Annotated in this window: 20 protein-coding genes; 11 read left to right on the top strand and 9 right to left on the bottom strand. The window is 70.9% G+C overall.

The window, feature by feature from the left end:
• Positions 1-162: 162 nt before the first annotated feature.
• Positions 163-1347: a methyltransferase domain-containing protein gene (locus H7H31_RS19430; RefSeq protein ID WP_187060057.1), complete on the bottom strand. Its 1185-nt coding sequence runs from the start codon at positions 1345-1347 to the stop codon at positions 163-165.
• A gap of 608 nt (positions 1348-1955) precedes the next feature.
• Between H7H31_RS19430 and H7H31_RS19425 the strand changes: the two genes are divergently transcribed.
• The 3 genes from H7H31_RS19425 to H7H31_RS19415 all read left to right on the top strand — a co-directional run bounded on the left by H7H31_RS19425 (position 1956) and on the right by H7H31_RS19415 (position 3116).
• Positions 1956-2288 carry a hypothetical protein gene (locus H7H31_RS19425; protein WP_187064285.1) on the top strand — a complete coding sequence of 111 codons (333 nt, stop codon included), beginning with the start codon at positions 1956-1958 and terminating at the stop codon, positions 2286-2288.
• 74 nt (positions 2289-2362) lie between these two features.
• The gene (locus tag H7H31_RS19420) at positions 2363-2743 is read left to right on the top strand and encodes a hypothetical protein (RefSeq protein ID WP_187064284.1); all 381 of its coding nucleotides are present in this window, start codon (positions 2363-2365) and stop codon (positions 2741-2743) included.
• A gap of 4 nt (positions 2744-2747) precedes the next feature.
• Complete coding sequence (locus H7H31_RS19415) at positions 2748-3116, top strand: GntR family transcriptional regulator (protein ID WP_187064283.1); 369 nt, start codon at positions 2748-2750, stop codon at positions 3114-3116.
• Positions 3117-3149: 33 nt separating this feature from the next.
• On the opposite strand, the gene H7H31_RS19410 is transcribed toward H7H31_RS19415, so the two are convergent.
• From H7H31_RS19410 to H7H31_RS19400, 3 genes are all read right to left on the bottom strand, one after another.
• On the bottom strand, positions 3150-4100 hold the full coding sequence (locus H7H31_RS19410) for a sporulation-delaying protein SdpB family protein (protein WP_187064282.1): 951 nt from the start codon (positions 4098-4100) through the stop codon (positions 3150-3152).
• A 1-nt stretch (position 4101) separates the two neighbouring features.
• Positions 4102-4635 (bottom strand): SdpA family antimicrobial peptide system protein, encoded by a 534-nt coding sequence (locus H7H31_RS19405; protein ID WP_232109962.1) that lies wholly within the window; start codon positions 4633-4635, stop codon positions 4102-4104.
• A 193-nt stretch (positions 4636-4828) separates the two neighbouring features.
• Entirely contained in the window at positions 4829-5485 is a 657-nt protein-coding gene (locus H7H31_RS19400) for a hypothetical protein (protein WP_187064280.1), read from the bottom strand.
• Positions 5486-5764: 279 nt separating this feature from the next.
• Between H7H31_RS19400 and H7H31_RS19395 the strand changes: the two genes are divergently transcribed.
• Entirely contained in the window at positions 5765-6694 is a 930-nt protein-coding gene (locus H7H31_RS19395) for a LysR family transcriptional regulator (RefSeq protein WP_187064279.1), read from the top strand.
• A 94-nt stretch (positions 6695-6788) separates the two neighbouring features.
• On the opposite strand, the gene H7H31_RS19390 is transcribed toward H7H31_RS19395, so the two are convergent.
• Positions 6789-7223: an ATP-binding protein gene (locus tag H7H31_RS19390; RefSeq protein ID WP_187064278.1), complete on the bottom strand. Its 435-nt coding sequence runs from the start codon at positions 7221-7223 to the stop codon at positions 6789-6791.
• A gap of 249 nt (positions 7224-7472) precedes the next feature.
• Between H7H31_RS19390 and H7H31_RS19385 the strand changes: the two genes are divergently transcribed.
• The 3 genes from H7H31_RS19385 to H7H31_RS19375 all read left to right on the top strand — a co-directional run bounded on the left by H7H31_RS19385 (position 7473) and on the right by H7H31_RS19375 (position 10018).
• Complete coding sequence (locus H7H31_RS19385; protein ID WP_187064277.1) at positions 7473-8333, top strand: helix-turn-helix domain-containing protein; 861 nt, start codon at positions 7473-7475, stop codon at positions 8331-8333.
• A gap of 2 nt (positions 8334-8335) precedes the next feature.
• Positions 8336-8536 carry a DUF397 domain-containing protein gene (locus H7H31_RS19380; protein WP_187064276.1) on the top strand — a complete coding sequence of 67 codons (201 nt, stop codon included), beginning with the start codon at positions 8336-8338 and terminating at the stop codon, positions 8534-8536.
• A gap of 309 nt (positions 8537-8845) precedes the next feature.
• On the top strand, positions 8846-10018 hold the full coding sequence (locus H7H31_RS19375) for a methyltransferase domain-containing protein (protein ID WP_187064275.1): 1173 nt from the start codon (positions 8846-8848) through the stop codon (positions 10016-10018).
• Positions 10019-10126: 108 nt separating this feature from the next.
• Here H7H31_RS19375 and H7H31_RS19370 read toward each other — a convergent pair whose 3' ends face one another.
• From H7H31_RS19370 to H7H31_RS19355, 4 genes are all read right to left on the bottom strand, one after another.
• Positions 10127-11149, bottom strand: a complete 1023-nt coding sequence (locus tag H7H31_RS19370) for a LacI family DNA-binding transcriptional regulator (protein ID WP_176162369.1) — start codon at positions 11147-11149, stop codon at positions 10127-10129.
• A 24-nt stretch (positions 11150-11173) separates the two neighbouring features.
• The gene (locus H7H31_RS19365; protein WP_187064274.1) at positions 11174-12028 is read right to left on the bottom strand and encodes a winged helix-turn-helix transcriptional regulator; all 855 of its coding nucleotides are present in this window, start codon (positions 12026-12028) and stop codon (positions 11174-11176) included.
• 798 nt (positions 12029-12826) lie between these two features.
• Positions 12827-14884: an ABC transporter ATP-binding protein gene (locus H7H31_RS19360; RefSeq protein ID WP_187064288.1), complete on the bottom strand. Its 2058-nt coding sequence runs from the start codon at positions 14882-14884 to the stop codon at positions 12827-12829.
• Between the two features lie 152 nt (positions 14885-15036).
• Positions 15037-16779: an ABC transporter ATP-binding protein gene (locus H7H31_RS19355; protein WP_187064273.1), complete on the bottom strand. Its 1743-nt coding sequence runs from the start codon at positions 16777-16779 to the stop codon at positions 15037-15039.
• Between the two features lie 295 nt (positions 16780-17074).
• Between H7H31_RS19355 and H7H31_RS19350 the strand changes: the two genes are divergently transcribed.
• The 4 genes from H7H31_RS19350 to H7H31_RS19335 all read left to right on the top strand — a co-directional run bounded on the left by H7H31_RS19350 (position 17075) and on the right by H7H31_RS19335 (position 21758).
• The gene (locus tag H7H31_RS19350) at positions 17075-17359 is read left to right on the top strand and encodes a MoaD/ThiS family protein (RefSeq protein WP_176162374.1); all 285 of its coding nucleotides are present in this window, start codon (positions 17075-17077) and stop codon (positions 17357-17359) included.
• A 10-nt stretch (positions 17360-17369) separates the two neighbouring features.
• Entirely contained in the window at positions 17370-19274 is a 1905-nt protein-coding gene (locus H7H31_RS34830) for a hypothetical protein (RefSeq protein ID WP_187064272.1), read from the top strand.
• Positions 19275-19491: 217 nt separating this feature from the next.
• Positions 19492-20370 carry an LmeA family phospholipid-binding protein gene (locus tag H7H31_RS19340; RefSeq protein WP_176162376.1) on the top strand — a complete coding sequence of 293 codons (879 nt, stop codon included), beginning with the start codon at positions 19492-19494 and terminating at the stop codon, positions 20368-20370.
• Positions 20371-20918: 548 nt separating this feature from the next.
• Entirely contained in the window at positions 20919-21758 is an 840-nt protein-coding gene (locus H7H31_RS19335) for a sulfurtransferase (protein ID WP_187064271.1), read from the top strand.
• Positions 21759-21816: the final 58 nt, after the last annotated feature.

The raw sequence follows: 21816 nt of genomic DNA, 5'->3' as shown, positions 1-21816 counted from the left end.
GAGAACTCTCTGAGACAGGGCTGAGAAGGGCGACAGAAGCGCGTAGGGCGGGTGTGAGGGGGCGGGCCTCGGTCGCTCAACAGGCCCCCGCCCCCTGCGCCGCGCCAACGCAACGGCCCGCCCGACGCCTTCGGGGGCGGGTTGTCCTGTCGTGTCCTGGTGTCAGGGAACCTGTGACTCACCGCCGCGCATCGCGGACGCCGGGCTCCGTGGAGCGCGCGGCACCGGTTGGTCGGGGTGGTCGAGCCAGACGTGCTGGCCCGTGCGGGCGACGGTAAGCCCGTAGCGAGTCCGCGCCGGCCGGCCGGCGGCCGACCACCACTGGTACGCGTGCTCCACCTCGGCCCACAGGCGCCGGGGTCCGCGCTGCGTCACCTCGTTCGCGTCCGCGCCGGGGGCGACGTCCACGCTGGCCCACGACCCGGTGGCCGCGTCCGCCAGCCAGAGCGTCCATTCCTCAGGGTCCTGCGGGTCGTACCCCACGGTGCTGCGGCAGGCCACCATGACGCTGACGGCGTGAAGTGCGTCGTCGTCACCGAACGCGTCGCGCGGGTCCAACCGTGTCTTCGAGATCATCTCGCCGCCGCTGTGGGCGTGCACGGTGGCCATGACGTCCCGGTGCGCCGGGGCCTGTGCCCGCATCCACATGAACGCGCTGTCGTCCACGACCGGGCCACACGCGACCAACTCGCCCGACACCGAGCGAACGGTGAGGCGCAGCAGTACGCCGTTGCGTAGGGCGGTTCCCCACGGGGTCACGATCACCGCGCCCGGGGCGGCCTGCTCGACCCACGCGTAGGGCACCTGGTGGACCGCGCAGGTGGCGATGATCCGGTCGTACGGGGCGTCCGGTGGCCACCCACCTTCCCCGTCGGCGGTGATCACTGACGGGTGGAGCCCCTGCGCGGCGAGTGCTGTGCGGGCCCGCCGCGTGAGATCCGGGTCGATGTCCACCGTGGTCACCCGCTGGCTTCCCAGGCGGTGCGCCAGCAGCGCGGCGTTGTAGCCGGTGCCGGTGCCGATCTCCAGCACCCGGCTGGTCTCTTCGGGGGCCAGTTCCCGCAGCATGGTGGCCACGACGCGGGGCATGCTCGCGGAACTGGTCGGCACCCGTTCCGCACCCGGGGCGTCCGTCATCTGTGTCACCAGGGCGGTATCGGAGTGGGCCAGGGCCTCCCACCGCTCCGGATCATCCGCACGGGAGCACGGGACCCACCCGTCACCCTCACGAGTCCAGATCAGGTCGGGCAGGAAGCGGCGCCGATCCACGGTCGTGACGGCCTCCCGCCACTCGGCCGTCAGCACCCCGGCGGCGTCGAGTTCTCCGACCAAGGCCGGCGTGCTCATTTCTTGGGCTGGGGTGGTGGGGGCGCGGCCGGCGGGATGGGTTTGTCGGGCTTGTGGCCGTCGCTCTCGGCGGTGTCCGGCTTGCCTCCATGCTTGCCCATGGCGTCCTCCATCGTGAGTCGAAGTCGTCGTGCTGCGGCCAGGCAGGTTCCGTGACCAGTTCGGCACGTAACTCTGATCAATTGGAGCCGGCGGCGAGCGGGCGCGCACAACCATCGTGCCCCTCCCCCGTCAGGCCGCGCCATCCCCACTCGCCGCCTCATCGAGCACGAACCGCCCACGCCTGCGGGCCCGTTCACCGTTGGATGGCCAGGCCGAGCCCCACTGACCGCCACCTGTCACAACCCTCCTCGATCCGGTGTGCGGCGGGCACCGGTTCACGGATGACGCCGGGAGGTAACCGCCAACGCTTTGTTATATTAGTACTGTAACAAGCGCTTGAGTGATGGGAGAGTTTCGTGATCTCTCGGGTCGAAAGGGTGCGTACCGGGTTTTCTGACCGTGGTCGGATCACCTTGGGTGCCAGCCCGTGGATCGCCGCAGCCGTGGCGCAACTCGCTGTCTACGTTGCTGTTCGCGGCAGGCTTCCCGATGAGGTGGTCTCACACGTGGGCTCCTCCGGACCTGACGGCTTCATGTCGCCCCTCAAGCTGGTGGCCATCACCATCGCCACGTACCTGGCCGAGGCGGCCCTGTTCGGGTACTTGCTGATCCGCCGTCGACAGACGGCGGGGCAGTACCGACTCGTCGCCGCCTGCGGGTGGGGCGCTGGGCTGGGTGAGGGCTATTTCCTCACCGCCTCCTTCGCTGCCCACGCCGGCCTGTCCGACCCGCGTGACCTCGACTTCCCCATGTCCGTCCACGGGCCGATCGCCATCGCCATCTGTCTGGCCGGTGCGGCCCTCGGAGCGGCCCTGGCATGGAAGGCGGACCGCCGGTGACGCCGCCGGCCCCTCGGAGGGTGGCCTGGAGCCGACACGCGGGCCCGGCCTGGTGTGCGCCGGCCGGCGGGCTCGTGATCGCCGCAAGCATCGGCCTCGCCTTCCTCACGCCGGTGAGCTGGTGGCTGTTTCCCGCGCTCCTCGTGGGCTTGCTTCTCGTACTGTTCGGCAGCACCAGGGTTACCGTCGACGCCCGTGGTGTCACCGTCTCGGCTGCCCGGCTGCCGATCCGGCGTTTCCGTACGGACCAGATCGTGGCGGCGCGCTCCGGCTACGCCCGACTGGCCGATCTGGGTGGCTTCGGCTATCGCGTGATGCCTGGCCGGCACACTGTGTCCTTGCGGCCGGGTGACGCCTTGTGGTTGGAGCTGAACAGCGGACGCGAGTTCGTCGTGACGGTGGACGACGCCGAGACCGCCGCGCGTCTGATCACGGAGTTTCCAGGAAGGCGTTGACGCCATGCTTGTGGAGATCGACACCACCTCCACGCAACCGCTGTCCGAACAGGTCGCCGCGGCCGTTCGGCGCTCCATGCTGGCCGGCTCACTGCGTGTCGGCGACCGGCTGCCGGCCGCACGGGACCTGGCCGGGGCATTGGGAATCAGCATCCACACCGTGTTGCGGGGCTACCAGGCGCTCCAGGCTGAGGGGCTCATCGAGTTGCGGCGCGGTCGTGGAGCGGTCGTGGTCGCCCATGCTCCACAGGACCGCGCCGCAGTCGTGGAACAAGCACGGCAGTTGGTGGCTGCCGCTCGGCGGATCGGGATGTCGGACACCGAGACACTCGCGCTGATCTCGACGTGCATGGGCCGAGAGCAAGACGCGTAGCACAGAGATACGTTGCGACCCGGCCACTTCTCCTCAACCAGCGGTGCGTGCGGGAGACCGAAGAGACGTCGATCCGACGGTTTCGGCGGTGGTTTCGACAGCCGGCCGCGTCCGGCGCCGGGTGATGGCGGTGCCGGGCGGCAGGCAGAGCACCAGGATGCCGCCCGCCATCGCCAGGGCGAAACTCCACAGGCCCATCATCAGTCCGATCGCGAAGTGGAACAGCAGACCGGCCCACATCGCCGCATAGCGCATGCGCGGCGGCAACAACAGGGCGGCAGCGAGGGTGATCTCGATGAACAGGGGGAGCCAGGTCATCAGGGCGACGCCCCAGGACGTCGAAACGACAGGACGCACGATGGCGTCCAGCCACGTGGGGGCGCCGAAGCTGAGGTTGGTGCTCCAGTACCACATGGCCGTTCCGTCGTACCACTCCTGATGAGGCAGCTTGGCGACGCACGCGTTGAAGTAGACGACGGACATCTGCAGTCGCAGCATCAGCAGGCCCGAGGAGCCGATGAGAGCCCAGCCGCGGCGGGCCCGGGAACCGGTGCCCGACGGTGGCGCCTGCCAGTGCCAGCGTCGGGGGTCCCCCAACGCGGGCAGGACGAACAGCATCGACAGTATGAGCCCGATCTGGTCGCCTCCGTCGCTGATGGCGATACCCGCGAAGACGCTGTAACTGACATAGGCGTGCGGGAGCGCGGTGAAGGCGGGGCGCCAACCAGAGGCGACGACCAGGAGTATGACCACGCACAGCCACTTCAGCCAGGCAAGCCCGGTGCGGTCGCCCTCTGCCATACAGAACACGGCAGCGGAAGTAGCTCCTTGACAGGGTGGAAAGTCACCGGCGAGGGCAACGGGGCGAAACAGCGTATCGACGCTGGAGAACGCGAGGGTTCCAGCGGTACCGAGGGCGACGAGAGTGCGGGCGAGGCCGTAGACGTTGCTCCACGGCAGGACGACGAGGCGGTCGGCGACCATCTCAGCACTCCACATCCCAGACAGTGGCTCGCACCGGCGTGTGGGTGCCTGGCAACAGGTCACGCCAGGCCCACGGGACCGGTTTCATCTCGACCATGGCCGAGCGTCCGCAGACGGTGGGCGAGGGCGAACGGTTCTTCACCTTTTTCGTCACAGTCGCCCTTTTCGCCTCAGTCGCCTTTTGCAGGCATTCGACAGCGGTCGTGGCGTCCCCGCAGCGATGCCAGACGATGCCTTCCTCGTGCAGGAGCAGCGCTCCCTCAATGCCCTGAGAGCGAGAGGCGCGGTCCAGCCCCAAGACGTTGGAGGCGCGGGCATGCGGCCCCAGCCGTACATCGTGCCAAGCCCCGTCCTGCCAGCGGAAGGGAACGAACTCGGAGCTCATGGCGGACTTCGTGAAGAACGCCCAGCCCTGTGGTGCGACCACCAAGGCGAGGTCGTGTACCTTTCCCTGTCCTGGTAATTGGATGACGTTCTTCGGAAGAAACGCCTGGGCCAGGTAGAGGGCAATCAGGGCCCAGATTCCGGCAGTCACGACAATCCACCTGCTTGGTATGCGGACGTGGGTCGCGTGATCGGCTATATGCAACGGTATGCGATCGGTGAATCTCATAAGTGTCCCCCAACTCGGACACGATGGGCCGAGCGGCGCGACTCGGCTCAAGACAGCACTGGAATGGGCCGCCCCGACGGTTCGGGGCACGGCCCGCCTCCAGCGAGACCATCCATCACGCAGCAGCGAGCCGGGTGATGTCGGCGACCTTCTGGTTCTTGGTGAGGCCACCCTCGTCAGTAGGCGCGACCCTCGACATGTTGACAACGTTCTTCCACGCCTGCACGTTGATCGCGACGGAGACGTTGACGGCGCCGCCGGCATTCACCGCGATCAGTACGTTCACGGCCAGCACCGCGCAGCGGCCGGTACCCGCGCCCACGTCCTCGGGGCTCTCGGCGGCGCCCTTGCCGTCTACCGTGACGTCGGTGAGCAGCTTGACGGCCTGGTCCATGCCTGACTCGACCTTGCGCGGGTCACCGGAACGGACCCGGGTGGAGAAGGAACCGAAGAACCGGGGGTCCTTCTTGGCGATCGCGTCGAGCACCTGGCCAACGACCTGCCGCGCCTTCGCACTGTCGTTCCTGCGGTAGGACTCCTTGGCCCCGGAATACGAATCAAGCTCAGCGAACTTCTCACCGATACCGCCCTGCAGGAAGATCAGGCCCGCGTACAGGTCACGACCATCCCGATCGGTTCCGACAGCCGGTCCCGGCTTGTCGGCAGCGACCGTCGTGGCATTCACAGCAGGGGCGGCAGACGCATGCGAAACGGCCACTCCGCTCAGCCCGATCGTGGTAGCTGTGACAATCGCGGTCAGGGTGCGCTTCATTCTCGCATTACGGCTTAGCACGATGCTCCTTTTTGGGCTGGTTGCACGAGTGTTCCCCACCGAGCAGCCCTGTTTCACGCCACTCACCCAGCCCACGAAAGCTGCTCGGTAGGACGTCTTGCTCACGGCCTTTCGCAAACACTCTGCCATGTCCCGCGGGCAGCGATAGCCCCAGCTCGGCTCTACAAGGCATTTCCGATGCCGCGATTGGGTTGCCCTCTCACCATTTCCTCGTCCCGTTAACGAGCCGTTTTATGATGGCGCCGGAGGTGGCTTTATATGCGCGTGGAACAGTTGGAGTACCTGGCGGCGGTGACACGGCTGGGGTCTTTGCGTCGTGCCTCAGAGGAGTTGCACCTGTCTCAGCCGGCGTTGAGCGAGACACTGCGGAACCTGGAGCGGGAACTGGGAGTGGTACTCCTGGAACGCAGACGTTCCGGGGCGAGGATCAGCGACGAGGGACGTGAACTGCTGCCGCACATCGCCGAGGTGCTGGACGCGGTCGACCGGCTACGCCAGGCCGCTGACGAACAGCATCAGACCAGCCGAAGGCTGCGACTGGGCACGGTGAACGCGGCCACGGTCACGCTCCTCGCACCAGCCATCCGTGAGTTCCGCGCCACCCATCCCTCGACACAGGTGGAAGTGATCGCGGACCGGCAGGACGGTATCCAGCAACAGCTCAAGGAGGGCAGTTTCGACCTCGGGCTCATCAGCTACCTGGGAGACGACGCCCCGCCACCCAGCCTGCACACCACCGAACTGCTGCGCGGACGGCCGGTCGTCTGCGTTCGCCCGGACAGCCCGCTGGCGACGCTCACCGCGGTCACCGTCACCGACCTGCTGGCGCACCCGCTGATCGTGATGCGATCCGGCTATGCCATGCACCGCTACATCCACCAACTCCTCAGAGGCAGGGCCCCCTCCTTGTCGTACTCAACCGATGGCGCCGAGATGTGCAAGCTGATGGTGGCCGAGGGGCTGGGAGCCACCGTGCTGCCCGACTACAGCGTGCTCGACGACCCGCTGGAACGCAGCGGCACGATCATCTGTCGTCCACTGGCGGGCGACGACACGGAACTTCGCGTCGTGATCCAGCGGCGCCACGCACGACCGGTACCCACGGCGGAACGAGACCTGCACGCCATACTCGTGCGCCAGGCCGCGCGACGCCGCACCAGCCGAACCGCCGGTGAAGGCACGCGTTGATGTCGGGAAAGCTGGCACCGCTGACGTCGACTGGCCGGCCAGGCCCACCACTGCGACACCGGCCCCGACCTACCTCACCCCGTCACGCCACCATTCACCCGCCCGCCGCCTCATCGAGCACGAACCACACCCGCTTGCGGGAGTGTTCGCAGTTGGACGGCCCGGTGACGCCCCACTCGGTACACAGGTGCTGGACGAGCAGCAGGCCGCGCCCCCGTTCCTCGTAGGTGACGCCGTCGCGGCCCGGGGCGGGGTGCCGGTCCCAGGCTTCGTCCCAGACGGCGATTCGTACGCGACCGGGGTGCAGCGTGACGTCGAGGTACACCAGTGACGTGCGGGTGTGGCGGTGCACGTTCGTGATGACCTCGCTCACGCATACGCGGGCGTCGTCGGCGACGATCCCGTGCCCGGTGGCGACCAGGAGCGTGGCGACGAGGTGGCGCAGGATCCTGGGCGCGAGGTCCGAGTTCGGCACCACGAAACGGGCCGTCGTCGTCGCCTTGAGCGGTGGTGGTGCGGTCTGGCTCATGTCGATGCCTCCCAACGTGACGTGAGCGCCGGCTGCACGGCCGTCCGTGGCTCTGGCCACCCTTGGGGCACCCTCAACGGGCGCGCGGATGACTGCACTTCGGGTCTTCCCGGCGTGCTGGCGCGGTGTGTGACGCGACCGTAGGGTGCAATCATGCTCCGTAGCAAGGTAGTCGCCCGGAGTTAGCCCTACCGGGTGGACCCGTGGCCCCGATACGCGCCACACTGTGCGCAGACAGGGAAGGAACGCATGCCGCCGAGGGACAGCCCAACTGCTCGCCAGGCCCGGCTTGGTGGCGAGCTACGCAAGCTGCGAGACCGAGCCGGGAAGACCGCCCGCGAGGCGGCGGGGATGATCTCCACCGACCAGGCGAAGATCAGCAACATCGAGGCCGGCCGCATCGGCGTAAGCGAAGCCAGAATTCGCAAACTCGCGGTTTTCTACGCCTGTGACGACGAGCCGCTCATCGAGGCGTTGTGCGCTATCGCGCAGGAACACCGCGGCCAGCACTGGTGGGACGAGTACCGGGGTGTCCTGGCGCCCGGTTTCCTGGACATCGCGGAACTCGAACACCACGCGACGGCCCTGCGCTGCCTGCAACCGGTGACGTTCCCCGGAATACTCCAGACCGAGGACTACGCGCACGCGCTGTTCGCCGGCGTCATCCCGCGACTCCCCGAGGACGAGGTACGGGCGCGGGTCGCGCATCGCATGCGACGGCGCGGCATCTTGGAACGCGATGACCCGCCGCGGTTCGAGGCGATCGTGCACGAGGCCGCCTTGCGCATGCGGGTGGGCGGCCGGAAGGTCGCTCGCGCCCAGCTCGAATACCTGCTGTCGGCTTCCGAACGCCCCGGGATCACCCTCCGAGTGATCCCGTTCACGAGCGAGGGCTTCATCGAGGTCACGCAAACCGTGATGTACGCGAGCGGCGTCGTACCACAGCTCGACACCGTCCACATCGACGCACCGTTCGGCGGCGGATTTCTTGACTCGGCAGCCAACTTGGACCGCTATCGCACCCTGCTTGATCTCGCCGCACAGGCAGCGCTCTCCCCTGAAGAGTCGCGGAGTTTCATCCAACACGTCGTACGAGATCTGAGGGACTAGGAATGACCAGCGAAATCAAGTGGCAGAAGTCGAGCTTCTCCGGTGGTGGCGGCGAGCAGTGCGTCGAACTCGCTCACGCCGCCGGCGAGATCCTCGTACGCGAGAGCGACGATCCGAACGTGATGCTGAGGACCACCCCCGCCAAGCTCCGCGCCTTCATCCAGGGCGTCAAGGCCGGCGAGTTCGACCACTTCGCCGGCTAACGCCCACCATCCCGCCGCGCGCCCCTCGCCCGAACCGGGCGGGGGGCGCGCGCATATGCCAGTACGCATGCATGCTCCGGAGCAGTCTTGCTCTCTCGCTCGACGTAGCGCTACGGTCGCGGTGCGTCGCCGCCGCAGGTCGATTCCCCCGTACGACCGCACCTCAGGCGGCGCGCGACTCCCCCGTTTTCGCGCAGTCATGGGGGGAGTTCCTCAAAAGTGCCCTCACCCGTCGCTCCCCGTCGGCGGGTGAGGGCAACCTTGCGCCGCAGGCTGGCGCCCCACCTCACCCGGCGAGAGGACACCCCCGTGAGCCCCACCCCCTTCGACGCCGCCCGCCCACACCTGCCGGCCCTGGTCGAGCGGCTCCAGAAGGACGCGGCCATTCGCTCCGCGCGCTGGGCCGAGGCATTCGCGGACGTGCCCCGCCACGTCTTCGTACCGCGCTGGTACGAGAGGGAGACCAACTCCCGAGGCATCACGGTCTGGCGAGCACAACACCCCATCGCGGCACACGAGTTGGCGAGCGTTTACCGAGATACCACCCTCGTCACCGCACTCGACCCGGCCACCGTCGAGCAGGTCGACACCGGCGCCTGGACCGGCGTCCCCACCTCCTCCAGCACGCAACCCAGCCTCATGGCCGGCATGTTGGAGGACCTGCACGTCCAGGACGGGCAACGGGTGCTGGAGGTCGGTACCGGCACCGGCTACAACGCGGCGCTGCTCTGCGCCCGCCTCGGCGACCACCTCGTGCACTCCGTCGACATCGACCCCGATCTCGTCTGCGACGCCCGCGAACGCCTGGCCACCCTCGGTTTCGCGCCGGACCTCGTCGCGGGCGACGGCCGGGCCGGGCATCCCGCCGGCCGGCGGTTCGACCGCACCATCGCCACCTGCTCGGTGCGCCGCCACCTGCCGGCCGCGTGGATCGAGCAGAGCAACCCCGACGCGGTCATCGTCGCCGACGTCGCCCTGGGCATCGAGGGCGGACTCGTACGCGTCAGCGTCGACGCCGCCGGGCGCGCGTACGGGCACTTCATCGAGGTCAGCGGCCGGTTCATGGCCGCCCGCGACCACGCCGCCAGCTACCCGGCGCCGCAGCCGCGCGCCCCGTACGCCACCGAGACCGTCACCCGCACCACCACGGTCGTCGCGGCCGACATGCGCAACCACTACGCCTTCCGGCTGCTCCTCGCCCTCGAACTGCCGGAGGCCGAACTCGTCTACCACGCGGGCGACGACGGGAACACCGCCCTCCAGCTCCAGACCCCGGACGGCACCTGGGTCCGCGCCCCGCTGACCGACGACGGCAGCGTCACGTACGCCGGCGAGCGCGATCTGTGGCGTACGGTCGAGGCCGCCTGGCGGTGGTGGCACGAGCAGGGGCGACCGGGCCAGGACCGGTTCGGCTACGCCCGCGAGCCTGACGGGGCGACCCGCGTCTGGCACATCCCCACGGGGCGACGCTGGGACCTGTGACCCGGCGGCCCTACCAGGGCGCGGCGGCCAACTCCCCGCCGCACAGGCCCCCTTCGGCGCCGCCGGGCGTCGAACCCGCTACCCGCGAACCGCGCCCCGCGACCCCGCTCAGCCGCACCCGCACGAGCGCCGCACCACCAGCGCCGACGGGAACTGCTTCAGCCGCTCGCGGCGTGAGCCCGCCACCCGGAGGCCGTCGTCCAGGACCAGGTCGACCGCCGCGCGGGCCATCGCGGGGCGGTCGGAGCCGACCGTGGTCAGCGGCGGGTCGGTGAGGCCGGCCTCCTTCACGTCGTCGAAGCCGGCCACGGCCAGTTCGCCGGGGACGTCGATGCGCAGTTCGCGGGCGGCCCGCAGGACGCCGATGGCCTGGTCGTCGGTGGAGCAGAAGACCGCGGGCGGCCGGTTCGGGCCGGCCAGCAGGTCGAGCGCCACCTCGTACGCGTCGTAGCGGTTGTAGGGGGCCTGGAAGAGGCGGCCCTCGGTGGAGCGGCCGGCCTCCAGCATCGCCCGCCGCCAGCCCTCGATGTGGTCGGTGACCGGGTCGCCGACCGACGGGGTCTCCTCCGTACCGCCTATGCAGGCCACGTACGGGTGGCCGTGCTCCAGGAGGTGGCGTACGGCGAGTTGGGCGCCGCCGACGTCGTCCAGGACGACGGCCACGTCGTCGATGGCCTCGGGCCGCTCGTGCATCAGCACCACGCGCGCGTCCCACGCCTCGATCTCGGCCGCCGCGTTCTCGCTCAGGCCCTGGCTGATGAGGATCAGCCCGGAGACCCGCATCCCGAGGAAGGCGCGCAGGTAGTGCACCTCGCGCTCGTCCAGGTAGTCGGAGTTGCCGACCAGGACCATCTTGCCGCGCTCGGCGGCGGCCTGTTCGACTGCGTGCGCCATCTCGCCGAAGAACGGCTGCCGGGCGTCGGGCACGATGAGCCCTATGAGGTCGGTACGGCGGGACGCCATCGCCTGCGCGACGCGGTCCGGCCGGTAGCCCAGCTCCTTGATCGCTGCGAGTACCCGCTCGCGCGTGGCCGGGGCGACCGGCCTTGGTCCGTTGTTGATGACATAGCTGACGACCGCGGTCGACGTCCCCGCAAGCCGTGCTACATCATCCCGCGTCACCTTGGCCACGCGCGGAAGTCTACGCGGGTCCCCCTAGCCGTTTACCCGGCGTGCGACCCCTGCTTTCGCTCCGTCCGCCGCGCGAGAGCGACCATCGACCGCGTCGCGGGGGTTTGTCCCCTTCGCACCGTGGGCACCGCCGGCACCATCCGTACCGCCCTCGCCCGGGGCCGCCGCCTTCGTGCCCTCCGAGGCGCGTTCCGCGGCGCGCTCGACCTTCTCCGGTACGACGAAGCGGTAGCCCACGTTGCGTACGGTGCCGATCAGCGACTCGTGCTCGGGGCCGAGCTTGGCGCGCAGCCGCCGCACGTGGACGTCCACGGTCCGGGTGCCGCCGAAGTAGTCGTAGCCCCACACCTCCTGGAGCAACTGGGCCCGCGTGAAGACCCGGCCCGGGTGCTGGGCCAGGTACTTGAGCAGCTCGAACTCCTTGAAGGTCAGGTCCAGGACCCGGCCCTTGAGCTTGGCGCTGTACGTCGCCTCGTCCACCGACAGGTCACCGTTGCGGATCTCCATCGGGCTGTCGTCGCTCACGATCTGCTGGCGGCCCATCGCGAGCCGCAGCCGCGCCTCGACCTCCGCCGGGCCGGCCGTGTCGAGCAGCACGTCGTCCACGCCCCAGTCGGCGGTGACGGCGGCCAGCCCGCCCTCGGTGACCACGAGCAGCAGCGGACAGCCGGGGCCGGTGGAGCGCAGGAGCTGACACAGGCTGCGGACGTGGGGCAGGTCACGGCGGCCGTCGATGAGGATCACGTCGGCGCCCGGGGTGTCCACCAGGGCCGGCCCCTCGGCCGGCGCGACCCGTACGCCGTGCAGCAGCAGGCCGAGGGCGGGGAGCACCTCGGTGGAGGGTTGGAGCGCGTTGGTCAGCAGGAGCAGTGAGCTCATCCGCGACCACCTACCCCGCTGCCGCTGGTCGTCACCCTGCACGCCCTGCCCGTGCCGTTGTGCTCGTGCTCGCTTGCCTTGCCCATGACGTCGGTTCCTCCTCGGTCCCTGCGTGGGGCACCACCCAGGAGCGGCCTGGGGGATTTCGCGGCCTTGCTTCGTACGGTGGCGATCAGCCGGGGGTGCGTGGCTGAAAGCACAAAAGGACCTGGGGGCTGCTTTGCCCAGGTCCTCTGCCCAGCAGGATAGCCCAATCACCGGCCGGGCCCGCGGCCGAATGTGCACCTTCCGTTGTTCCCTCGGTCACGCGGCGGCCCACACAAACGCCCAGCGACGGGCCGTACGGGGGACATTTCCGGGGATTCACGGGCAAGACGCACCCACCCTGGCCGCCCCCGGGTCCGCCCCGCCACCGGGCCCGCCGCGTACGCCGGGTGCCGTGGCGCCCGACACCCGCGAGCAGGGCGGGTCCGACCGGGCGGCACGCGGAGCGGGGCCCGCCCGGCCCGGCTACGCAGCGCGGCGTGGGCCGTACGGGGCGTGCGGGCCGGGAGTGAGAATCAGCCGCCGCGACGAGCTGAGGCGCGAGGGGCGCATCGTTGCGTGCGCACAGTTTCCTGGAGCGCGGGTCTTGCCATTGCCCGTACGGGTGGGCTAGTGGCACGTTGACCCGACGTCAAGGCAAGGTCCGGGCGACGGCCCAGTGCGGGGGCACGGGCACGGGGGCACGGGTACGGGGGCACGGGGGCGGTCCGGTGCGGCGGCCCGGCCGGGCGGGTGCTCGGCCGGGACCGCCGGTCAGCCGCCGAGGGCCGGCTCCGGGGACGCGGACGCGGACTCCTCGCCGGCGAACTGGGCCGCGTACAGCCGGGCGTACGCGCCCCGCGCCGCCAGCAGCGACGCGTGCGTGCCCTGCTCCACGATCGCGCCCGCCTCCATCACCAGGATGAGGTCCGCGTCCCGGATGGTGGAGAGGCGGTGGGCGATGACGAAGCTGGTGCGGCCGGTGCGCAGCGACGCCATCGCCTGCTGGATCAGCACCTCGGTCCGGGTGTCGACGGAGCTGGTCGCCTCGTCCAGGACCAGGATCGCCGGCTCGGCCAGGAACGCGCGGGCGATGGTGATGAGCTGCTTCTCGCCGACGCTGACGCCCCCGCCCTCCTCGTCGATGACCGTGTCGTAGCCGTCCGGCAGGGTGCGGACGAAGCGGTCCACGTGGGTGGCCCTGGCCGCCGCCACGACCTTGTCCATGGGCAGGCCCTCGGGCGCCCCGTAGGCGATGTTCTCCGCGATGGTGCCGCCGAACAGCCAGGTGTCCTGGAGCACCATGCCGATGTGCGAGCGCAGTTCCTCGCGCGGCAGGGTGGCGATGTCGACCCCGTCCAGGGTGATCCGCCCGCCGCTGACCTCGTAGAACCGCATCAACAGGTTGACCAGGGTGGTCTTGCCGGCGCCGGTCGGGCCGACGATGGCGACCGTCTGGCCGGGCCGCACCGTCAGCGACAGGTCCTCGATCAGTGGCGTGTCGCTCGCGTAGCGGAAGCTGACCCGCTCGAAGGCGACCTCGCCGCGTACCGGGCGGGCCGCGCGGCGGGGGTGCTTCGCCCGCTCGGCCTCGGGTCGTACGGGCTTCCCCGCCTCCGGTCGTACGGGCTCGGCTTCCGGGCGTACGGGCTCGGCTCGCTCGGCCTCGGGTCGTACGGGAGTCCCGGACTCGGGTCGTACGGGGGCGGCGTCGGGGCGTTCCTCGTCCGCGTCGAGGAGTTCGAAGACGCGCTCGGCGGAGGCGACGCCCGACTGCACCAGGTTGGCCATGCTCGCCACCTGCGTGAGCGGCTGGCTGAACTGCCGCGAGTACTGCACGAACGCCTGCACGTCACCGATCGACAGCGAGCCGCTGGCCACCCGGAGCCCGCCGACGACGGCGACGAGCACGTAGTTCAGGTTGCCGATGAACATCATCGCGGGCTGGATGATCCCCGAGATGAACTGGGCCCGGAAGCTGGACGCGTACAGCCGCTCGTTCTCCGCGCGGAAGACCTCCGCCGACTCCCGCTGCCGGCCGAAGACCTTGACCAGGTCGTGGCCGGTGTACATCTCCTCCACGTGCGCGTTGAGGGTGCCGGTGGTCTTCCACTGGGCCACGAACTCCGGCTGCGCGCGCTTGCCGATCCGGGTCGCGACGACCACCGAGACCGGCACCGTGACCAGGGCCACGAGCGCGAGCAGCGGGGATATCCAGAACATCATCGCCAGTACGCCCACGATGGTCAGCAGCGAGGCGATGATCTGGCTGGACGTCTGCTGGAGCGTCTGCCCGACGTTGTCGATGTCGTTGGTGGCGCGGCTGAGCACCTCGCCGCGCGGCTGCCGGTCGAAGTAGCTCAGCGGCAGCCGGGCCAGCTTCTCCTCGACCTCGGTACGCAGCCGGAAGACCGTGCGCTGCACGACGTACGTGGCGATCCTGGCCTGTGCGAAAGCGCCGATGCCGGCCACCACGTAGATCGCCAGCACCCACAGCAACGTCACCCCGACCGCGTCGAAGTCGATGCCCTGGCCCGGGACGACGTCCATCGCGGCGACCACGTCGGCCACCGTCCCGTCGCCGCCCTCGCGCAGCCGCTGTACGGCCTCCGCCTTGGTCTGCCCCTCCTGGAGCTGCCGGCCGACGACGCCGGCGAAGATCAGGTCGGTGGCGTGGCCGAGGAGCTTGGGGCCGATGACGTACATGGCGATGCTCACCACGGCCAGCGACACGACCGCGACGATGCTCGGCTTCTCGGGCCGCAGCATGGCGAGCAGCCGGCGGCTCGACCCCGCGAAGTCCATGGTGCGCTCGGTGGGCTGGCCGCCCATGAACCGCGCGACCCCGACGCCGGGGCCCGGCCCGCGCGGCGCGGCCTTGGCCTTGGCCTTAAGGGCTCCCTGGTCGCTGGTGTCCCTGGTGTCCTTCGGCGGGGCGGCGGCGGTCGGCGACCGCGTCGGCTCCGGGTCGGACTCGGTGGGGCTCATGCCGCCTCCTGCTCGGTGAGCTGGGAGAGGACGATCTCCCGGTAGGTCTCGTTCGAGGCCATCAGCTCGGTGTGGGTTCCGGTGCCGACGACCCGGCCCTCGTCCAGGACGACGATCTGGTCGGCGTCCCGGATGGTGGCCACCCGCTGCGCGACGATGATCACCGTCGCGTCGGCGACCTCGCGGGCGAGCGCGGCGCGCAGCCGGGCGTCGGTGGCGTAGTCGAGCGCGGAGAACGAGTCGTCGAAGAGGTAGATCCGAGGCGCGCGCACCAGCGCCCGCGCGATGGCCAGGCGCTGCCGCTGCCCGCCGGAGACGTTGCCGCCGCCCTGCGCGATGGGCGCGTCCAGGCCCCCGTCGAGCGCCGCGACGAACTCGCGGGCCTGCGCGACCTCCAAGGCGTGCCACAACTGCTCGTCGGTGGCGTCCGGATTGCCGTACCGCAGGTTGGAGGCGACGGTCCCGCTGAACAGGTACGGCTTCTGCGGTACGAGCCCGACCCGGGAGCCGGCCTGCTCCGGGTCGAGGTCGCGGACGTCCTGCCCGTCGATCAGCACGCTGCCGCCGGTCGCGTCGAACAGCCGTGGGACCAGGCCGATCAGCGTGGACTTACCGCTGCCGGTGCTGCCGATGAGGGCGGTGGTGCGGCCGGGTCTGGCGGTGAGCGAGATGTCCCGCAGTACGGGTTCCTCAGCCCCGGGGTAGCGGAACTCGACACCGCGCAGCTCCAGCTCGCCGCGCTGGTCGAGCGGGGTGACGGGGTCGACCGGGCGCGCCGGGGGTACGACGCTGCTCTCGGTGTCCAGCACCTCCTGGATGCGCTCGGCGCACACCTCGGCCCGCGGGATCATCATGAGCATGAAGGTGCCCATCATCACGGCGGTCAGGATCTGCATCAGGTAGGAGAGGAACGCCGTCAGGGCGCCGATCTGCATGCCGCCGTCGTCGATGCGCTGGCCGCCGAACCAGACCACGGCGACGCTGGAGACGTTGACGACCAGCAGCACCAGCGGGAACAGCAGCGACATCAGCCGGCCGGCGCGCAGCGAGACGTCCATCAGCTCGGTGTTGGCGCCGGCGAACCGCTCGCGTTCGTACGCGTCGCGGACGAAGGCGCGGATGACCCGGATGCCGGCGATCTGCTCGCGCAGTACCCGGTTCACCCGGTCCACGCTCTTCTGTACGCCCCGGAAGGCGAGCCGCAGCCGGCGCACGACCAGCGTGACGATCACGCCCAGGACCGGCACGATGACCAGCAGCAGCGCGGAGAGCGGCACGTCCTGGTTGAGCGCCATCACGATGCCGCCGACGCACATGATCGGCACCGTCACCATCAGCGTGAACGTCATCAGGCACAGCGTCTGCACCTGCTGCACGTCGTTGGTGGTCCGGGTGATGAGCGAGGGCGCGCCGAAGTGCCCCAGCTCGCGGGCCGAGAAGGACTGCACGCGGTCGAAGACGGCGGCGCGTACGTCGCGGCCGAGCGCCATGGCGGTGCGGGCGCTGAAGTAGACGGCGCCGATCGCGCAGACCATCTGGAGCAGGGTCACGGCGAGCATGACGCCGCCGACGCGCAGGATGTAGTCCGTGTCGCCCTTGACGACACCGTTGTCAATGATGTCGGCGTTCAGGGCCGGCAAGTAGAGGGTGGCCAGGGTCTGGATGAACTGGAGCGCCACGATCGCGGCGATCGGGCGCGTATGGGGCCGCAGATACGCCCGCAATAGTCGGACCAACACATCGCGCACCCTACGGGGAGGGCCACGCGCCCTGCCCTTGAGTTTCGGCCCGGGGCACGGCGGGAGGGGGCGGGCCGCGCGGCGCCGGAGGGTACGGGCCGCGCGGGCGACGGGGTACGGACGACGGGATGCGGGCAGGCGGGGTGCGGGCAGGCGGCGGCGAAGGGGTCGGGCGCGAGGCGTCATGATGGAGGGCGGCACGCGCCCGGCGCGCCGGCGGGCCCGGCCCGCGCGGGGGCGGGCGAGCGGCGACGACGAGCACGCCGCGAAGGACACGGACGAGAAGAGGAGTCCCATGGCGGCAACGGACACGGTGGCCCCGCCGACCGGGACCATCCGGTACTGGGCGGCGGCCAAGGCGGCGGCCGGCACCGCGGAGGAGCCGTACGCCGCGCACACGCTCGCCGACGCGCTCGCCGCGGCCCGCGACCGGCACCGCGCGGAGCCGGAGTTCGCCCGGGTGCTGCTGCGCTGCTCGTTCCTGATCGACGGCGACCCCGTCGGCACCCGCGACCACCACGCGGTCCAACTGGCGGACGGCGGCACGGTCGAGGTGCTCCCCCCGTTCGCGGGAGGGTGAGCCCCAGGCCATGAGCGACCAGCCACACGATCCCCAGCAGCCGTACGAGGGCGCCGGCTACCCGCCGCCGCACGAGGGCTACCCGCCGCACGCCCCCCAGCAGCCGTACCCGCCCTACGACCCGGCGCCCGCCGACCACGCGGACCAGCGCCACCCGGCGGCCCCCGCCCCCGATCCGTACGCCCAGCAGCCCGGCTACGGGGCGCGGGCCGGCTACCCGGAGCACCCGGGCTACGGCGGACACGACGCGCGGGCCGGCTACGGGGCGCAGCCCGGGTACGAGGCGCAGGCTGGCTACCCGGCGCAACCCGGGCCCGACCACGGCCACGGGCAGCAGACCGGTCACGGGCAGCAGGCCGGTGACGAGACGCAGGCCGGTTACGGGACGCAGTCCGGATACGGTCACGGGCCGCAGTCCCAGGCCGGCTACGGCGCCCCGCAGGGCGCGGGCGACCCCGGCCAGGGCGGCTACGCGGCGTACCCGAACGAGCCGGTCTGGCCCAGCTACGACGACGAGCCCACCGCCTACCCGCCGCGGCAGCCCCACCCCACGCACCACCAGAACGCCCCCGGCGGCTACCCGGCGAACGGCGGCTACCCGGACCCCGCCGCGCCCAACAGCCACCAACCCCCGCCCGGGCAAACGGAGTTCGGCGACCCCGCGCAGGCATCGGCCGGCCAGCCGTGGCAGCAGCCCCACCCGGGCTACGGCGAAACGGCCCCGAACCACCAGGCGCACCCGAACCACCCGCACCACCAGGCCCACCCGTCGCAGCACGCGCCGTACGCGCCCGGGGCGGGCGCCCCGGCGCACGGGTACGGCGCCGACCCGTACGGCCAGAACCAGCCGTACGCACAGGCCCAGCCGTACGGCCAGGGCTACCAGGACCAGCAGGGGCAGCAGGGGCAGCAGGGTCAGCAGGGGCAGCAGGGGCACCAAAGCCACCAGGGATACCCGGGCCAGCAAGGACACCAGAACCACCCAGGGCACCAGGCCCCCGCCGGGTACGCCCCGTACGAGGGCGCCCCGCAGCACGCGGCCCCCGCTCCGGGCCGGCACGGCGGCGGCGAAGGTCGTGAGAGTGGCGCCCCGAGCGGCGGCGACACGGCGACCGAGGCGTCGGCCGGGGCGCCGGCCGATCCGCCCGCCGCCGCGCCGATGACCGCGGCGGAGAAGGCGCGGGCCGAGGGCCGGCCGCAGATCCTCGGGCCCGGGCTCCAGCCCGCGCTGCTCACCGCCGTGCTGGCCGGGCTGCTCGCGGTGGCCGCGCCGGTGGCGGAGCCGGCGCTCGCGGTGGCCGTGGTGCTGTTGCAGGCGGTGACGGCGGCGGGATGGTTCCGGCTGAACGGCATGTGGCCCGCGCGACAGGGCATCGCGCTCGCCTTCCTCGGCGGCGTCGCGGCCGACATCGGGTTGCTGACCACCGACCGGGACCAGGCGCCCACCGTGCTCATCGGCACCCTCGGCTGCTGGCTGCTGCTGGTGATCGTGCTCCAGTTGCGCAACCTCAGCCCGCCCGACGAGCGGCTGTACGGACTGACCGCCACCGCGACCTCGGCGGCGCTCGCCGTGGTCGCGGCCGGGTACCTGGCCACCGACGCGGACCCGGTCGTGATCGGCGCGGCCGGCGTGGGCATCGCCGCACTCGCCCGCGCGCTGCCGCTGCCGGGCGCCGTCTCCGTGCTCCTGGCGCTGGCCGCGTCGGGCGGCGCCGGCTTCGCCGCCGGGCGCGCCACCGACTTCGGCACGTCCGGCGCGGCACTCGGGCTGGCCGCCGGGGCGTGCGCGCTGATCGGGCTGCGGGTGGCCAGCTACGACTACCCGTCGCGGTTCGTGCACCTCACGGCCGGCGTCGCGCTGCCGCTCACGGCCGCGGCCCCGGCGGTCTACCTGCTCGGCCGCACCCTCGGCTGATCCGTACGCCCCCGGGGGCCGGCCGGGGGTGTGGACCGGCGGCCCCGGGGGAATCCGGGGCGTCGGGCGGGCGAAGGCCGCGCGACGGGTGCGGAAACCGGCCGAACTTCGACAGAACGGCCCCCGGATACGAGCGAACGTTCGGCCGATTTCGGACGCGTGCGGCTAGGCTCACAGCCTCAAGCACAGACCTGACCAAGACCCTGGGGGGCGAAGCATGTCGGACGCGGCGCATACGGACGCAGCGAGCAGGGGCGGCCCGGGCGGCGCGCCGTACCACCAGGGAGCCGGTGGCTATGGCGGCGGATACGACGCCTACGGGCCCGGGCAGCCCGCGGGCGGCCACGGCGGTTACGACGACTACGACGACCGCGCGGCCCCGCCGCCGCGCCGCCGCCGACGCGGGCGCGGCCTGCGGGTTCTGCTGATCCTCCTGGTGATCCTGGGCGGGTTGTTCGTCGCCGCCGACCGGATCGCGGTCAACGTCGTGGAGTCCGAGGCGGCCAAGAAGATCAAGAGCAAGGAGAACCTGACCGGCACCCCCGAGGTGTCGATCAAGGGCTTCCCCTTCCTCACCCAGGTGGTCAGCAAGAAGTTCGACGAGATCGAGGTGACCTTCGACGGGCTGACCAGCGAGGAGAACGGCCGGGCCATCCGCATCACCGAGATGAAGGCCACGATGCGCGACGTCAAGGTCTCCGACAACTTCTCCTCCGCCGTCGCCGACCACGCCGTCGGCCGGGCCCACGTCAGCTACGCGGACCTCTCCAAGGCCGCCGGCCCCGGCATCACCGTGGGCTACGCCGGCAAGGACGACACCGGCAAGAGCCGGGTGAAGATCAGCGGCGGGCTGCTCGGCTTCAAGATCAGCGCGTACGGGACGGTGAGCGTGGTCAACGGCGACACGATCCGGCTGCGCGCCGACAAGATCCCCGCCGGGGCGGTGCCGGGCTGGGAGGACAAGGTCCGCGAGCGGACCGACATCGACCGCGAGGTGGACGGCCTGCCGGCCGGCCTCAAGCTCAAGGCGATCGAGACCACCCCCGAGGGCGTGGACATCGAGGCCGAGGGCCACGCGGTCGAACTGACGGGATGACGCGCTGACGAGGTGACGCACCGGCGGGCTGAGCGAACGCCGGACTGACCGGGTGCCGGGCCGACCGCCTTCGGGCGCGGCCCGGCATCGCCCGTTAGGGCCCCGTCCACGCACTGAGACGGCCGAGTCCGCAGTGCAGATGGCGTCCGCGAAAAGCCCGCCCCGCCCCGGGCTCCGGGCCCGGCGCACCCGTCAACCGTCCCGCATCGCAGACATATTCGTCTCACCATACGACACACCGGTGACACGCCCGCCCCCCGTCCTTACGATCGAACGCATGAAGCGACAGGCGGATCTCACGAAGCGGCGGGCAGTAGACCTGTGCCGCGTCGCCGCCATGCTCTGTCGCCCTGTCTGACCGAGGCCGCTTTTCCCTGGTTTGCCGGGCTCGCACCGCGCACATCCCGCGGGTTCGCCCCATCTCCCCGCAAGCTGGGCCCGGCTTCGTACCGCCCCCGTGCAGCGCCGCGCGCATCCCCGTCGCCGCCTGCCGGTACGCCAATCCGCGTCACCGTGCACCATCCGTATCTGCCCCGGAGGAGAACAGCATGAGCCGCAGCGACGTCCTGGTGGACGCCGAGTGGGTCCAGGCCCGTATCGATGACCCGAAGACGGTCATCGTCGAGGTCGACGAGGACACGTCGGCCTACGACAAGAACCACATCAAGAACGCCATCCGGATCGACTGGAAGAAGGACCTCCAGGACCCGGTGCGCCGCGACTTCGTGGACCAGGCCGGCTTCGAGAAGCTGCTCTCCGAGAAGGGCATCGCCAATGACGACACCGTCGTCCTCTACGGCGGTAACAACAACTGGTTCGCGTCGTACGCCTACTGGTACTTCAAGCTGTACGGGCACCAGGACGTCAAGCTGCTCGACGGTGGCCGCAAGAAGTGGGAGCTGGACTCGCGCGACCTGGTCGCCGAGGTCCCCACCCGCCCGGCCACGGAGTACAAGGCCAAGCCGCAGGACAGCTCGATCCGCGCCTTCCGCGACGACGTCGTGGCCGCCATCGGCTCGCTCAACCTGGTCGACGTGCGCTCCCCCGACGAGTTCTCCGGCAAGCTGCTCGCCCCGGCCCACCTCCCGCAGGAGCAGTCGCAGCGCCCCGGCCACGTGCCCAGCGCCCGCAACATCCCGTGGTCCAAGGCCGCGAACGACGACGGCACGTTCAAGTCGGACGACGAGCTGAAGGCGCTCTACGAGGGCGAGGGCGTGGACCTGTCCAAGGACACCATCGCCTACTGCCGCATCGGTGAGCGCTCCGCCCACACCTGGTTCGTGCTGCACGAGCTGCTCGGCCAGAGCAACGTGAAGAACTACGACGGCTCCTGGACCGAGTACGGCTCGCTGGTCGGCGTGCCGATCGAGGTCGGCTCGGGCTCCTGAGCCCCCGGGCCCCTGGCCCCGCTCAGCCCTCCCCTCCTCCGGTCCCTCGCGACCTTCT

Source organism: Streptomyces buecherae, from assembly GCF_014295035.1.
GTDB classification, from domain to species: domain Bacteria; phylum Actinomycetota; class Actinomycetes; order Streptomycetales; family Streptomycetaceae; genus Streptomyces; species Streptomyces youssoufiensis.
Note: the sequence above shows the minus strand (reverse complement) of the source record. Positions and strands in the feature narration are given on the sequence as shown.